Here is a 14,196-nt window from a genome sequence, read left to right on the forward strand (position 1 = left end):
CGGGGCGCTGCTGGTGCCCGGCGCCGGAGAGGTGTACCGGATGCTTGCCGAGGCAGGTCCGGGGCACGGGCGCGGACTGAGCCAGCACGGGGCACTGCAGAACGCCGACAACGGGCAGAACGTCGATCAGATCCTCGCCCACTACTATCCGGGCGCCGAGTTCGGCACCATCGGACCGGCCTCGGTATCGGTCCGGCTGCAAGAACAGGACGGTGCCGATCTCGTCGTCACCTCCGCCGCCGGTATGCGGCTCGCCGGACAGGAACTGCAGGCGGGTGAGGCCGTCCGGCTCACACCGTTGGCCGACGGCGGCGCACACGCGGTGGTCACCCAGGGCTGTGCCGGACCGGTCCTGTGGGAGAACCCGATCCAGGATCCGTGGGTCTATCCGATCGACCCCAACCCGAACCGCCCGGCGGCGGAACATCTGACGCTGTGCGGCGGCGGCGCCTATCGCGGGTCGCTGGGGGTGGCCGCCGAGAACGGGGAGACCCGAACCGTCAACCGGGTGGAAATCCAGGACTATCTGCTCGGGGTGGTCCCGGCCGAGATGCCGCCGGACTGGGCGCCCGCCGCCCTGGAAGCCCAAGCGGTCGCCGCCCGGTCCTACGCGCTCGCCGAAACCCGCTGGCCCTACGCGCAGACCTGCGATACCACCGACTGTCAGGTCTACAGCGGCACCGCTCAGGAGGACCCGCGCACCACCGCCGCGGTGGAGGCCACGACCGGCCGGGTACTGCTGCGCGACGGGCGGATCCTGCGCGCCGAGTACTCCGCCGCCCCGGACGGCGGATCGCCGGCCGATATCCAGACTTTCGAGGTCGGGCCTACACCCGCCGAACTCACGGTCACCACACCGATGCCGCTGCCACCTCCGGTGAACACGCTGCCGGAGGGCGCCGCTCCGGGAACCCCCGAGCCGTGGAACGAGACCTCGCCGGAAGGCTCGAAATCGGGTGCTCCGGTACCGCGTACCCCGGAAGGCTCGCTCCCGGTCTCCCCGGAGGGCACGCTCCCGGGCGTCGCACCGGGCGCGACCCCCTCGCCGATCGATACCGCCTACGCCGAAATGGGCGGTATGCAGGGCGCGCTCGGATTGCCCGTCACCCCGGAACTGTCCCTGCCCGAGGACGCCGGCAAGTATCGGCTGTACGAGAACGGCGTCATCGTCTACACCACCGACCTGGGCGCGCAGGTGGTCGACTTCGACACGCTGATGCAGCTGGTACCCGGTCTCACCGAGGGAGCCGGTAGTGCCGAAGCCGGCGGCGTGGCGCCCGCCGACAGCGAATCCGGCGGTTTCGGGCCGGGCGCGGCCGATTCCGAGGCGGCGACGATTCCCGGTCGGCTGCCTGCCGGCCGCGCCGTGCCGGACAGCACTCCGGAGTTCGACACCCGGCCCGCCGGGTCCGGCACGCTCGACGGCGACCGGCCCGCAGCCGTACCCGGGGCCCAGCGGATCCCGACGAGAATAGAGACCACCGAGGTGTTCTAGCCGCCGCCCGAGCCGGACGGCTTGACCTTTACGCTGCGTCAACTTGCAGGCTGGTGACACCGACGCGGAACGGAAGAGGTGAAGGTCGTGGGCGCGGGTTCCCGCAACGACGAATGGTCCATCCAGGATCTGGCGAAAGCGGCCGGTACCACCAGCCGCACCCTGCGCCACTACGGGCAGCTGGGGCTGTTGCCGCCCAGCCGGATCGGCGTGAACGGCTACCGCTACTACGACGAGCGCTCGCTGGTCCGGCTGCAGCGGATCCTGCTGCTACGTGAACTCGGCGTGGGCCTGCCGGTGATCGGCGAGATCCTCGCCGGGGAGCGTGACGCGATCACTGCGCTGCGTGCCCAGCTGGACCTGCTGCGGCAGGAACAGGACCGGATCGGCCGCCGGATCGTGTCGGTACACACCACATTGGACAAGTTGGAGAGAGGTGAACGACTCGTGGCGGCGGAAGTCTTCGAGGAATTCGATCACACGCAGTACAAGGAGGAGGTCGTCGAACGCTGGGGCAAGGACGCCTACGAGGGCGGCGACCGCTGGTGGCGTTCGCTGAGCGCCGCGGAGAAGCAGGCGTTCCAGCAGGCGCAGCTCGATATCGCCGCGGCCTTCGGGCGGGCGCGTAAAGCCGGGCGCGCCCCGGATAGCGCCGAGGTCCAGGAGATCACCGCGCGGCACTACGAATGGGTGACCGGCGGCCGGCAGGGCCGTCGTCCCGGCGCGCGGGAATTCACGGGTCTGGGTGAAATGTATGTCGCCGACGTACGTTTCGGGGCCAACTACGACGTGCACGCCGAAGGCACAGCGGAACTGATCCGGGACGCGATGCGTATCTACGCCGAGAACAATCTCGAATAGCGACGGCCCCCCGCCGCTTACCCGCACACGAATACGTGTGCGGGTAAGCGTGTTTCACATTTACGGGGAATCGGCGGACCGCCGGTCACCGGCGATGCGCGGGTACAGTGCCGGAAACCGTGACGAGGGGGAGGTCCCGTGAATTATCCGTATGGTCAGCCGCCGCCGCAGCCTTTTCCGTCGGCGCCGTATTCGCCGCCACCCGCCTACCCGGCCCCGCCCGGCCATCAGATGGGGTACGCGCCGGGACCGCAGTTCGCCGGCACCTACGGATACCAGGCGCCCCCGAGTGGGGGGACCGGCATCACCGCCGGGATTCTCGCGCTGCTGGGCGGAGTCGCCGGCGCGTTGTCCGCCTTCGGGATGTTCGTGCTGGCCTCGGCCACCTCCGAGAGTTCGCTCACCAGCGGCGCCGTCCTGGCCACCGGCGCCCGCCGTCGCAGCAGTTCGAGTTCGAGTTCCGGCGGTACCGATATCGATTTCGATTTCGACCTCGCGGGAACCGGTGTGGTGCTCGGCATCGCCTACAGCGCCCTGGCTCTGCTGCTCCTGATCGGCGGCATCCTGCTGCTGCGTCGCAGCAATTCCGGACGAGTGATGGTCATCCTCGGCTGCGTGCTCGCCATCGTGCTCACCGTCGTCGTGGTCGGTGTGGTCACCGTCGGTGTCGGGATCAGCGTTCTCAGCGCTCCGCTCTTCGCGGTGCTCACCCTCGTGCTGGCCGCCATCGCCCCCACCAAGCGGTGGATCGAGGCCGCCCGCGTACCCGTTCCGGTCGGTGCCTACGGGGTCGCCCCGCACGGTTACCGCTGATGGCGCCGGTGAACGGCGGTTTTCCCGCGCCGGGGCCGGTTCGCACCGGCCCCGGCGCGGGCTTTTCGCCGGCGGACGGCGCGAAAGCCGCTCACCTGGCAATACCCCTGACCTTCCGACTCCGACTGGCGCCGGGAAACGCTTCCGATACGCTGGGCTCCCGTGACCGCCGCATCGTCTCCGGGTAACTCAGATAACACCGCACAGTTCGACCTGATCGTCGTCGGCTCCGGCTTCTTCGGGCTGACCGTCGCCGAGCGCAGCGCGAACTTACTGGGCAAGAGAGTCCTCGTGCTGGATCGCCGCCCGCATATCGGCGGTAATGCCTATTCGGAACCCGAACCGGAAACCGGTATCGAGATCCACAAATATGGCGCGCATCTGTTCCATACCTCGAACAAACGGGTCTGGGACTATGTCACGCAGTTCACCGAGTTCACCGGCTATCAGCACCGCGTTTTCGCCCTGCACAAAGGTCAGGCGTACCAGTTCCCCATGGGGCTGGGCCTGGTGTCGCAATTCTTCGGCCGGTATTTCACCCCGGAGGAGGCGCGTGCGCTCATTGCCGAGCAGGCCGCCGAGATCGAAACCTCCGACGCGCAGAACCTCGAGGAAAAGGCCATCTCGCTGATCGGCCGTCCGCTGTACGAGGCGTTCGTCCGCGACTACACCGCCAAACAGTGGCAGACCGACCCCAAGGAGCTGCCCGCGGGCAATATCACCCGGCTCCCGGTCCGCTACACCTTCGACAACCGCTACTTCAACGACACTTACGAGGGCCTGCCCAAGGAGGGGTACACGAAGTGGTTGGAGAACATGGCCGCGAGTGACCTGATCGAGGTCCGGGTGGACACCGACTGGTTCGACGTCCGCGACGAACTGCGCGCGCAGAACCCGCACGCCCCGGTCGTGTACACCGGCCCGCTGGACCGCTACTTCGACTACGCCGAGGGTGAGCTGGGCTGGCGCACCATCGACTTCGAAACCGAGGTGCTGGCCACCGGCGACTTCCAGGGCACGTCGGTGATGAACTACAACGACGCGGATGCGCCCTACACCCGGATCATCGAGCCGCGGCATTTCCATCCGGAACGGGATTACCCGACGGACAAGACGGTGATCATGCGCGAATACTCGCGTTTCGCCAAGACCGGCGACGAACCGTACTATCCGATCAACACCCCCGAGGACCGGGCCAAACTGACCGCGTATCGCGAACTGGCCAAGAAGGAGACGGTCGACGCGTTGGTCCTGTTCGGCGGCCGCCTCGGTACCTACCAGTACCTGGACATGCATATGGCCATCGCGAGTGCGCTGAACATGTTCGACAATGTGCTGCGTCCGCACCTGGAGACGGGTGCGCCGCTGGCCGAGGAGAACAACGACGTATGACCTCTGCATCACTGGCGCACAGTGCGTCCGCGACCCGAGCGAAATCGCTGCTGCAACGGGTGATCCTGCCCCGCCCGGGCGAACCGCTCGATGTGCGCACCCTCTACCTGGAGGAATCGGCGACCAACGCGCGGCGCGCGCACGCCACCACCCGGACCTCGCTGTCGGTCGGCGCGGAGTCCGAGGTGTCGTTCTGCACCTACTTCAACGCGCTGCCGGCCAGCTACTGGCGGCGCTGGAGCATGCTCGACTCGGTGGTGCTGCGGCTGGAACTGGCCGGACACGGCCGCGTCGACCTGTACCGATCCAAGGCCGATGGGTCCCGTATCCACGTCCAGGGCCGTGAGTTCGCGGTGGCCTCCGGCGCGGAGACGGTGTCGGTCGAGATGGAGGCCGATTTCGGCCCGTTCGAGGACGGCGGCTGGCTCTGGTTCGACATCACCACCGACACCGCGGTCACCCTGGTGTCCGGAGGTTGGTACGCGCCGATCGAGGCGCCGGGAGAGGGCCGGATCGCGGTCGGTATGCCGACCTTCAACCGTCCCACCGACGCCGTGACGACGCTGAAAGCGCTCGGGGCCGATCCGCTGGTACTGGCGCAGATCGACGCGGTGATCATTCCCGACCAGGGCACCCGCAAGGTCGTCGACGAACCGGGATTCGACGAAGCCGCCGCGGTCCTCGGTGACCGGCTCGCCATTCACGATCAGCCGAATCTGGGCGGGTCGGGCGGGTACAGCCGGGTGATGTACGAGGCCCTGAAAACCACCAGCGCCGAATTCATCGTCTACATGGACGACGATATCGAGATCGAACCGGATTCGATTCTGCGCGCGCTGGCGTTCGCCCGCTTCGCGAAATCGCCGGTACTGGTGGGCGGCCAGATGCTCAACCTGCAGGAGCGCTCACATCTGCATGTGATGGGCGAGGTCGTCGACCGCAATATCTTCATGTGGTCGGCGGCGCCGAATGTCGAATACGACCACGATTTCGCGAAATACCCGCTGCGCGACCGCGATAATTCGAAACTGCTGCACCGGCGTATCGATGGGGATTTCAACGGCTGGTGGACCTGCGTCATCCCGCGGCAGGTGGCCGAACAACTCGGCCAGCCGCTGCCGCTGTTCCTGAAATGGGACGATGTCGAATACGGGTTGCGTGCTCGGGAGGCCGGATATCCGACGGTCACCCTGCCCGGCGCCGCGGTCTGGCATATGGCGTGGAGCGACAAGGACGACGCGATCGACTGGCAGGCGTATTTCCATCTACGCAATCGCCTGGTCGTCGCCGCCCTGTACCAGCCGGGCAACGGCCGGAACATGATCGCCCACACGGTCAAGGCGACCCTCAAACATCTGCTCTGCCTGGAGTACTCGACGGTCGCGATCCAGAATCTGGCGATCCGCGATTTCCTGGCCGGTCCGCAGCGTCTGTTCGAACTGTTGCCGAGCGCGCTCGGCGCGGTACACGAACTGCGCAAACAGTATCCGGACGCGGTGATCCTGCCCTCGTCCACCGAACTCCCGCTGGCCAGCGGGATCGGGGTCGGCGCGGTGGGCGAACCCGCCAATCCGATCGCCAAGATCCTCCGGCTCGGCAAGGGCCTGCTGCACAACCTGCGGCCGGCGCACGAGCAACACCACGACCGGCCCCAGCTGAACGTACCCACGCTGGACGCGCGCTGGTTCCTGCTCTCGCAGGTCGACGGGGTCACCGTCACCACCGCGGACGGGCGCGGCGTGGTGTACCGCAAGCGTGATCCCCGCCAGGCCTACGGCCTGCTCCGGGAAGCGCTGCGGTTGCGCAAGGAACTCGCCGCGCGACTGCCGGAGATGCGGGGGCGCTACCGCGCCGCGCACGCGGAACTCACCGGTACGGCCGCGTGGGAGAAGGTTTTCGGGATCGACAGCAGCGAGGAGAGCCAGCGGTGAACGCCATGAACCCGAGCCTGCGGGATTCGGGTACCGGCCGGGCACCGGCGGAAGTCAAGATCCTCGAAGCGGTCCAGGGTGCCATCGCGACCCCGCCGGTGATCTCGGCGGCACGCGGTATGTCGCATTTCGGGGAGCACGCGCTCGGCTGGGTCGGTATCGCCGCGGTGGGCGCACTGGTCGACAAACCCCGGCGTCGGCAGTGGGCCGGGGTGGCGGTAGGTGCCGTGGGGGCGCACGCGGCCTCCATCGTGATCAAGCGGATCGTCCGTCGGCCCCGCCCGCACGCACCATCGGTGCAGGTCAACGTGTCGACACCGAGCAAGCTGAGCTTCCCCTCCTCACACGCGACCTCGACAACCGCGGCGGCGGTGCTACTCGGAAAATTGACCGGGCTACCCTTGCCTGCGGTGCTCGTACCGCCGATGTTGCTGTCCAGAGTCGTGCTCGGGGTGCATTACCCCTCCGATGTGCTCGCCGGTTCCGCGCTCGGTGCCGCGTCCGCCGCCGCCCTGCTCGCCGCCGAAAAGAGACTCGACAGTGACCGCACAAGACGAAAAGGCGCTGCCCGCCATGAGTGAAGAGCCCACCGGCGCTGATCTGGCCGAAGCCGAAGTCAAAGGGCCTCCCAAAACGCTGGTCGGTGGCCTGGTCAAGGCAGCTCGTCCGCGCCAGTGGGTGAAGAACGTCCTCGTGCTGGCCGCGCCGATGGCGGCGGGTTCGGTGACCGATCTCGATGTGCTCGCCAATGTGGCCATCGCCTTCGTCGTCTTCTGCATGGCCGCGTCCGGTGTGTACCTCACCAACGACGCGATGGATGTCGAGGCCGACCGGGCCCACCCCACCAAGCGGTTCCGTCCGATCGCCGCCGGCGTGGTCCCGGTGAATCTCGCCTTCGCGCTGTCGGCGGTGCTGCTGCTCGGTTCGCTGGCGCTGTCGTTCCTGGCGTCCTGGCAGCTGGCCGTCACCATGGCCGTGTACATCGGGGTGCAGCTGGCCTACTGCTTCGGTCTCAAACACCAGGCGGTCCTGGACATCTGCATCGTGTCCTCGGGCTTCCTGTTGCGTGCGATCGCCGGCGGTGTGGCGGCGGGGATCCCGCTGTCCCAGTGGTTCCTGCTCATCATGGCGTTCGGCTCGCTGTTCATGGCAGCCGGTAAGCGCTACGCCGAGCTACAACTGGCGCTGTCCACCGGCGCGAAGATCCGTAAATCGCTGGAGTACTACACCCCGACCTACCTACGGTTCATCTGGAGCCTGGCCGCGACCGCGGTGGTGGTCTTCTACGGTCTGTGGGCCTTCGAACAGGGTGCGGCCAAGGACACCGAATGGTTCGCCCTCTCGATGATCCCGTTCACCATCGCGATCCTGCGCTACGCCGTGGACGTCGACGGTGGTGAGGCCGGTGAACCCGAGGAGATCGCGTTCGGCGATCGTGTCCTGCAGTTGCTCGCCATCGCCTGGATCGGAGCGGTAGGTGTCGCTGTCTATCTCTTCTGACGAGATTGCGGTAGCCGAAACAGAACAGCCCGACGAGCGTGCCGCCACCGAGCGGCGGCGTTCGCCGGGTGGTTCGATCTCACGCGCGGTGTTCGCGGGCGGCATCCTGGTGACCGTCGCCCTGTTCGCCTTCGGCGGCTGGGAACGGCGCTGGATCGCCGACGACGGGCTCATCGTGTTGCGTACCGTGCGCAACCTGCTGGCCGGCAACGGCCCGGTCTTCAACGCGGGCGAGCGGGTGGAGACCAACACCAGTACGGCATGGACCTATGTCGTCTGGTTCTTCAGCTGGCTCACCCAGGGGCGGCTGGAATACGTGGTGCTCGGTGTCGCGCTGACACTGTCGCTGCTGGCGGTGCTGTTCGCGATGCTCGGCACCGGCAAACTCTGGGGTCCGGCTTCCTCGACGCTGCTGCTGCCCGCCGGCGCGCTGGCCTATATCTCCGTGCCGCCCGCTCGCGACTATGTGACCTCCGGCCTGGAGAACTGCCTGGTCATCTGCTGGATCGCGCTGCTGTGGCTGCTGCTGGTGCGGTGGAGCAAGGCCGAACGGCCGACCGTGCCCGGACTGCTGGGCCTGGCCTTCCTGGCCGGTCTGGCACCGTTGATCCGGCCCGAGATGACCGTGGTGGGCGGCCTTGCCCTGCTGCTGATCTTCTTCGCGCCCATGCCGCGATCGCGGCTGCGTCCGTGGCTGCTGCGGGGGCTGGTGGTGGCCGTCGCCGGCGCGGTGCCACTGCTCTACCAGATCTGGCGGATGGGCTACTACGGCCTGCCCTACCCCAACACCGCGGTCGCCAAGGACGCGGGCGGAGCGAAATGGGGTCAGGGCTTCACCTACCTGTGGGATCTGGCCGGTCCCTACTACCTCTACGTACCGCTGATCGTCCTGCTGGTCGCCGGCCTGGTGGCCGCGCGGGCGCATTACGTGCGCCCCGATACCGGTACCGCGGTGGACCCCGCCGCCGGGCGGCTGCGGCAGTTCCGGGAGCGGTTGCGTTCACCGTCGGCGGTGGTGGGCCTGGTGCTCGGCGCCGCGATGCTGCTCACGATCTACGCGCTGCGCGTCGGCGGCGACTTCATGCACGGGCGGATGCTATTGCCGCAGCTGTTCCTGTTCCTGCTGCCGGTCGCGGTGCTGCCGGTGCGGTTGCCCGAGGGCGGGCTGCGGTCGTTGACCCGCCGCGAGGCCCCCACTTTCGCGGTCTTGGTCGTCGCGCTGGTGGGCACGGTGGCGTGGGCGCTGCTGGCGTCGGGCACCACCGCCATCAAGACCGGTACCCACATCAATAAGTCCGGGATCGTGGACGAGCGGATCTACTACGTCCTCAATACCGGTCACGACCACCCGATCCGCGCCGAGGACTACCTCGACTACGCCCGGATGCGGCCCATGGTGGAAGCGATCGAGAACAACCCGGACGGCGGTCTGCTGCTCAATTCGCCGTCGTTCATGATGTGGTACATCGCGCCGCCGCCGCTGCCCATCCCGCCGGGCGGGGCCGGCCATACGGTCTACTTCCTCAACCTCGGTATGACCAGCATGAATGTCCCCCTGGACGTCCGGGTCATCGATCCGATGGGTCTGGCCTTCCCGCTGGCCGCGCACACCGATCGGCTCACCGACGGGCGGATCGGGCACGACAAGAGCCTGTACGCGGACTGGGTGATCGTGGAGACCGGCATGGTCGACATCAAGCCCTGGCTGCCCTGGTACATGGACGAGGACTGGGTCAAGCAGGCCCGGGTGGCGATGTCGTGTCCGGACACCTACGCGCTGGAGCTCTCCTACAAGGGCCCGCTGACGTTCGAACGGTTCAAGCACAATCTGTTGCACGCTTTCGATTTCGCGTCGTACCGCATAGACCGGGTACCGAAATATGAGATTCAGCGCTGTGGTCTTGTCGATCCGATACCACCGGTGCGCTGAACTGCGGTTTCCTCGACAGTAGTTCGGCTGTTCGCCGCGTCTTCGCATTCCTGGTGGTCGGTCGGACTGCGGTCGGGTTAGAGTGCTGGCGTCCGGCCCCGGCTCGTCCGGGCCGGGGACCGGTAGTCGTACTGCGCGGCCGTGGGTCGCACGACGGAGGGCGGGAAACATGCGAGGGGTTATCGGCCGCGATGGCCGGAGCGCGCGTCCGGGGCGACGGCTGGGCGGTCGGCTGAAGCGCACGGTGCTGTTGTCGCTGGCCGCCCTGCTCCCGGTCGGTGCCTCGGTGGCCGGGCCCGCTGCTCCGGCATCGGCGCAGTTCGATCCGAGCGGTATCGATTTCTGGGTCGATTCGGAGATGGGGCCGATCAAATCGCGCGTGTTCCGCGCCGCCGACGGCAATACCGGCCGGGTCGTGTACGCACTTGACGGAATGCGTGCCCGTGACGATCTCAGCGGCTGGGAGATCGATACCGATGTCGCCCGGGAACTGACCAAGTGGAATATCAACGTGGTCATGCCGGTGGGCGGCCGGTCGAGCTTCTACGCGGACTGGAACGCCCCGAGCGATTTCTTCGGACTGGGCAGTTCGGGTAGTGCCGGCGGTGCGACCGGTTCGGCGGCCGATTCGGGCTCGGGCCTGGCCTCGGGTTCGGCGGCCGGCGTCGGGCGGACCACCACCTACAAATGGGAAACCTTCCTGACCCGTGACCTGCGCTGGGCGCTGCGCGACCGGCTCGGCTTCAACCCGAACGGCAACGGCGTGTTCGGCCTGTCCATGGGCGGCAGCGCCGCGCTGACCCTGGCGGCCTACCATCCCGATCAATTCCGCTACGCGGGCTCCTATTCGGGATATCTGAACGTCTCGGCGCCCGGTATGCGGGAGGCGCTGCGCGTGGCCATGCTCGACGCCGGCGGGTTCAATATCGACGCCATGGCACCGCCGTGGAGCCCGCAGTGGCTGCGGATGGATCCGTTCGTGTTCGCGCCGCAGCTGCGCGCGCACAACACCCGGCTGTGGATTTCGGCCGGTAGCGGCCTGCCGGCCGCCACCGACGGTCTGGGCTTCGACACGATCAACGCTATGGGTCTGGAGGCGTTGGCGCTGGCCAATACGCGGGCGTTCCAGGTGCGGATGATGTCGCTGGGGGCCACCAACGCGACCTACGATTTCCCGGCCGTCGGCGTGCACAACTGGCAGTACTGGGCGACCGAGGTCTACCGGATGATCCCGGATCTGTCGGCGAGTATCGGCTGACCGGCCGCGGACGGCGCCGTCCGGCCGGCGACTTTGCGCAATGGTTGCCAAGGGGTGTGGTCGGCCGGTTCGGCACCGGAGCTGCGCGCCATCTCGCGAATGATTGTGACCTACGCCACTATTTGGCAACATGGAGGCGGGTATAGCCGCTTCACGCACCAGGAACAGGTATCCAGATAACGGCTTCCGTCTCCCGATGGTCGCCGTGATCTATGTATCCGAGATGGGGCCGGTAATGTAGCCAGTTACTTGCTGCCCGGCTGTCCAGGCGAAAGGTCTAGTCGAATGCAAAGTGCGCGCAGACCCGGATCGGTGCGTACCCGGCGGTGGGTACAGCGATGGGTGATGGGGGTGGCGGTGGCGCTGCTGGCCCCCCTCGCGGTGGCTCTCTCCGATGTGGCTCCCCGGGTCGAGGCGGCTCCCAATCCGGCCGGCTTCGATTTCTGGGTCGATTCCCCGGAAATGGGCCCGATCAGGTCGCGGGTATTCCGCGCCAAGGACGGCAACACCAACCGGGTGGTCTATGCCCTCGACGGTATGCGGGCTCCCGAAACGCACAGCGGCTGGGAGAACGACACCAACGTCGCCAACGCGCTGACCGACTGGAATATCAATGTCGTCATGCCGATCGGCGGTATGTCCAGCTTCTACGCGGACTGGAACGCGCCCAGCTCCTTCCTCGGGATGGAACCGACCGGTTCGTCCTCCGGTTCCGGGGCCCTGAACGTCCTTTCCGGAGGCCCGGGCAAGAGTTACCGCTACGCCTGGGAGACCTTCATCAACCAGCATCTGCGTTGGGCTCTGCGTGACCGGCTCGGCTTCAATCCGAACCGCAACGGCGTATTCGGTCTGTCGATGGGCGGCAGCGGCGCCCTCGCCCTGGCCGCCTACCACCCCGACCAGTTCAGCTTCGCCGGGTCCTATTCCGGATATCTGAACGTCTCCGCGCCCGGTATGCGCGAGGCCCTCCGGGCCGCCATGATCGACGCCGGTGGTTACAACGTGGACTCCATGGCGCCGCCGTGGGGCCCGCAGTGGCTGCGGATGGACCCGTTCGTCTTCGCGCCGCTGCTGCGCGACCACAACACCCGGCTGTGGATCTCCGCCGGCAGCGCGCTGCCCGGGCCCGGCGACGGATTCGACGGCAACACGATCAACGGTATGGGCCTCGAGGCGCTCGCGTTGGCCAACACCCGCTCGTTCCAGCTGCGGATGATGTCGCTCGGCGCGAACAATGTCACCTACTCGTTCCCGGATACCGGTATTCACTCCTGGACCTACTGGGAGGCCGAGGTGTATCGGATGCTTCCGGATTTGTCGGCGAATATCGGATAACGGCAGTTCGGGGTCCCGTCCGCGGGGCCCCGAACTGCAGCGCAGTGTGCCCGCCCGGAAGGAATCGTTCGGGGCGGGCACACTGCTGTCGATAGGAATTCGTCCTCGGTTCGTATTCCGTTACACAAGCCAGGTCGGAGCGCGATTTCGATAACAGTTGAATATCCCGGCCCGCCGAGACATCAACGCTCCGGCAAGGTATCGTCACGGGGCGATCACAGCGGTTCTCGCGGCGGATTTCGGCCCCTCGATCAGCACGGCCTTGCCCGGCTCGGCGCGGTCGAATAAAGTCCAGCGAGCACATCTGTGACCAGATCGTTGTAGCGCTGTCGGCCCAGTGATAGGTCGGGACCGGCCGCCGGCGCCGCCGAGGAGAAACGGGGTGTTGTCCGCGCAGCGGTAGCGACAACGCCACAACAGCAGAAAGAGAGCAGAATTCATGCGTTTCGGCAGGGCAGCCGGCCCGAAGAGAAGTACCGGGCGGTCGCGGGCACCCCGCGGTTGGCGTAACCGGATTCTGGCTATCGGTGCGGCAGTACTCGCGCTACCGGTCGCGGCAGGTGTCGCGGCCCCGACCGCACTGGCTTCGCCCGCGGCACCGGTCAAACGCGGCGCCTTCGAAGAGCTGCTGGTTCCCTCCAGCATGGGTCCGATCAAGGTTCAGGTCCAGTGGGCGGCGCGCGGCGGCAACGCCGGGCTCTACCTGCTCGACGGCCTGCGCGCCCGCGACGACCGCAACGCCTGGTCGTTCGAGACCAATGCGCTGGAGCAGTTCGGCAACGACAACATCTCGCTGATCATGCCGGTCGGTGGGCAGTCGAGCTTCTACGCCGACTGGTACTCGCCCAGCAACACCAACGGGCAGAAGTTCACCTACAAGTGGGAAACCTTCCTGACCCAGGAACTCCCCGCCTTCCTCGAGGGTCACGGTGTCTCGCGTACCAACAACGCGATCGCGGGCCTGTCCATGGGTGGTAGCGCCGCCCTGGCCCTGGCCGCCTACCACCGCGACCAGTTCCGCTCGGCCGCCTCCTACTCCGGCTACCTGAACATCTCGGCGCCGGGTATGCGTGAAGCCATCCGTATCGCCATGCTGGACGCGGGCCGCTTCAATGTCGACTCGATGGCCGCGCCGTGGAGCCCGCAGTGGCTGCGGATGGACCCGTTCGTGTTCGCCCCGCAGCTGCGCGGCCTGCCCCTGTACATCTCGGCGGCCAGCGGCCTGCCCGGCCCGCACGACAAGCCGGCCGGTGCGGTCGGTGCGTTCAACACCGGTAACGCCATGGCGCTGGAAGCGCTGTCGCTGGTGAACACCCGCGCCTTCCAGGCGCGGCTGAAGACGCTGGGCATCAACGCCTACTTCGACTTCCCGAGCGTGGGCACCCACTCCTGGAAGTACTGGGAGAGCCAGCTCTTCGCCTCGCGCAAGATGTTCCTGGATTCCACCAACGGCTGGTGAGCGAAGGTACGCATGTATCGATGCAGCATGGGTGAGGGCTCTACGTGGTTACGCTCCGCTACCGCCTCCGGGCCCGACTCGCCCATGCTGATCGGTTGCCGCTGAACCGATAGTTCTCTCCAAGGGCGCCACCTGCTTCGTATCGAAGCAGGTGGCGCCGTTGTCGTAGGCCCACACGGCGGTTGCGAACTGGTTTGCTGCCCGCGCGTCCTACCGGGTATC

General features: G+C 67.2%; 11 protein-coding genes. All 11 read left to right on the forward strand.

Annotated elements, in window-relative coordinates:
- Nucleotides 1–40: 40 nt before the first annotated feature.
- On the forward strand, nucleotides 41–1,495 hold the full coding sequence (locus tag ACQPYS_RS00545) for a SpoIID/LytB domain-containing protein (protein WP_431939514.1): 1,455 nt from the start codon (nucleotides 41–43) through the stop codon (nucleotides 1,493–1,495).
- Nucleotides 1,496–1,582: 87 nt separating this feature from the next.
- Nucleotides 1,583–2,356, forward strand: a complete 774-nt coding sequence (locus ACQPYS_RS00550) for a MerR family transcriptional regulator (RefSeq protein WP_433491431.1) — start codon at nucleotides 1,583–1,585, stop codon at nucleotides 2,354–2,356.
- Nucleotides 2,357–2,494: 138 nt separating this feature from the next.
- On the forward strand, nucleotides 2,495–3,169 hold the full coding sequence (locus ACQPYS_RS00555; RefSeq protein WP_433491432.1) for a hypothetical protein: 675 nt from the start codon (nucleotides 2,495–2,497) through the stop codon (nucleotides 3,167–3,169).
- A gap of 162 nt (nucleotides 3,170–3,331) precedes the next feature.
- Nucleotides 3,332–4,561 carry a UDP-galactopyranose mutase gene (glf, locus tag ACQPYS_RS00560; RefSeq protein WP_063040581.1) on the forward strand — a complete coding sequence of 410 codons (1,230 nt, stop codon included), beginning with the start codon at nucleotides 3,332–3,334 and terminating at the stop codon, nucleotides 4,559–4,561.
- Entirely contained in the window at nucleotides 4,558–6,492 is a 1,935-nt protein-coding gene (locus ACQPYS_RS00565) for a glycosyltransferase (RefSeq protein ID WP_063040583.1), read from the forward strand. Before glf ends, ACQPYS_RS00565 begins: the two co-directional genes overlap by 4 nt.
- 5 nt (nucleotides 6,493–6,497) lie before the next feature.
- Nucleotides 6,498–7,073, forward strand: coding sequence for a phosphatase PAP2 family protein (locus ACQPYS_RS00570; protein ID WP_063040705.1), 576 nt, complete (start codon nucleotides 6,498–6,500; stop codon nucleotides 7,071–7,073).
- Nucleotides 7,066–7,992 carry a decaprenyl-phosphate phosphoribosyltransferase gene (locus ACQPYS_RS00575; RefSeq protein ID WP_039821477.1) on the forward strand — a complete coding sequence of 309 codons (927 nt, stop codon included), beginning with the start codon at nucleotides 7,066–7,068 and terminating at the stop codon, nucleotides 7,990–7,992. Before ACQPYS_RS00570 ends, ACQPYS_RS00575 begins: the two co-directional genes overlap by 8 nt.
- Nucleotides 7,970–9,922: a flagellar motor control protein ZomB gene (gene zomB, locus ACQPYS_RS00580; protein ID WP_433491433.1), complete on the forward strand. Its 1,953-nt coding sequence runs from the start codon at nucleotides 7,970–7,972 to the stop codon at nucleotides 9,920–9,922. The genes ACQPYS_RS00575 and zomB overlap by 23 nt, the downstream gene beginning before the upstream one ends.
- Nucleotides 9,923–10,091: 169 nt before the next feature.
- Nucleotides 10,092–11,180: an alpha/beta hydrolase gene (locus ACQPYS_RS00585; protein ID WP_433491434.1), complete on the forward strand. Its 1,089-nt coding sequence runs from the start codon at nucleotides 10,092–10,094 to the stop codon at nucleotides 11,178–11,180.
- 285 nt (nucleotides 11,181–11,465) lie between these two features.
- On the forward strand, nucleotides 11,466–12,515 hold the full coding sequence (locus ACQPYS_RS00590) for an alpha/beta hydrolase (RefSeq protein WP_063040590.1): 1,050 nt from the start codon (nucleotides 11,466–11,468) through the stop codon (nucleotides 12,513–12,515).
- A 439-nt stretch (nucleotides 12,516–12,954) separates the two neighbouring features.
- Nucleotides 12,955–13,974, forward strand: a complete 1,020-nt coding sequence (locus ACQPYS_RS00595) for an alpha/beta hydrolase (protein ID WP_063040591.1) — start codon at nucleotides 12,955–12,957, stop codon at nucleotides 13,972–13,974.
- Nucleotides 13,975–14,196: the final 222 nt, after the last annotated feature.

Source organism: Nocardia grenadensis, from assembly GCF_050942415.1.
GTDB lineage: Bacteria > Actinomycetota > Actinomycetes > Mycobacteriales > Mycobacteriaceae > Nocardia > Nocardia grenadensis.

Coding starts and splice junctions, on each gene's coding strand:
- ACQPYS_RS00570 (WP_063040705.1), top strand. CDS start 6,498: ATGAACCCGAGCCTGCGGGATTCGGGTACCGGCCGGGCACCGGCGGAA.
- ACQPYS_RS00585 (WP_433491434.1), top strand. CDS start 10,092: ATGCGAGGGGTTATCGGCCGCGATGGCCGGAGCGCGCGTCCGGGGCGA.
- ACQPYS_RS00595 (WP_063040591.1), top strand. CDS start 12,955: ATGCGTTTCGGCAGGGCAGCCGGCCCGAAGAGAAGTACCGGGCGGTCG.
- ACQPYS_RS00590 (WP_063040590.1), top strand. CDS start 11,466: ATGCAAAGTGCGCGCAGACCCGGATCGGTGCGTACCCGGCGGTGGGTA.
- ACQPYS_RS00565 (WP_063040583.1), top strand. CDS start 4,558: ATGACCTCTGCATCACTGGCGCACAGTGCGTCCGCGACCCGAGCGAAA.
- ACQPYS_RS00545 (WP_431939514.1), top strand. CDS start 41: ATGCTTGCCGAGGCAGGTCCGGGGCACGGGCGCGGACTGAGCCAGCAC.
- ACQPYS_RS00575 (WP_039821477.1), top strand. CDS start 7,066: ATGAGTGAAGAGCCCACCGGCGCTGATCTGGCCGAAGCCGAAGTCAAA.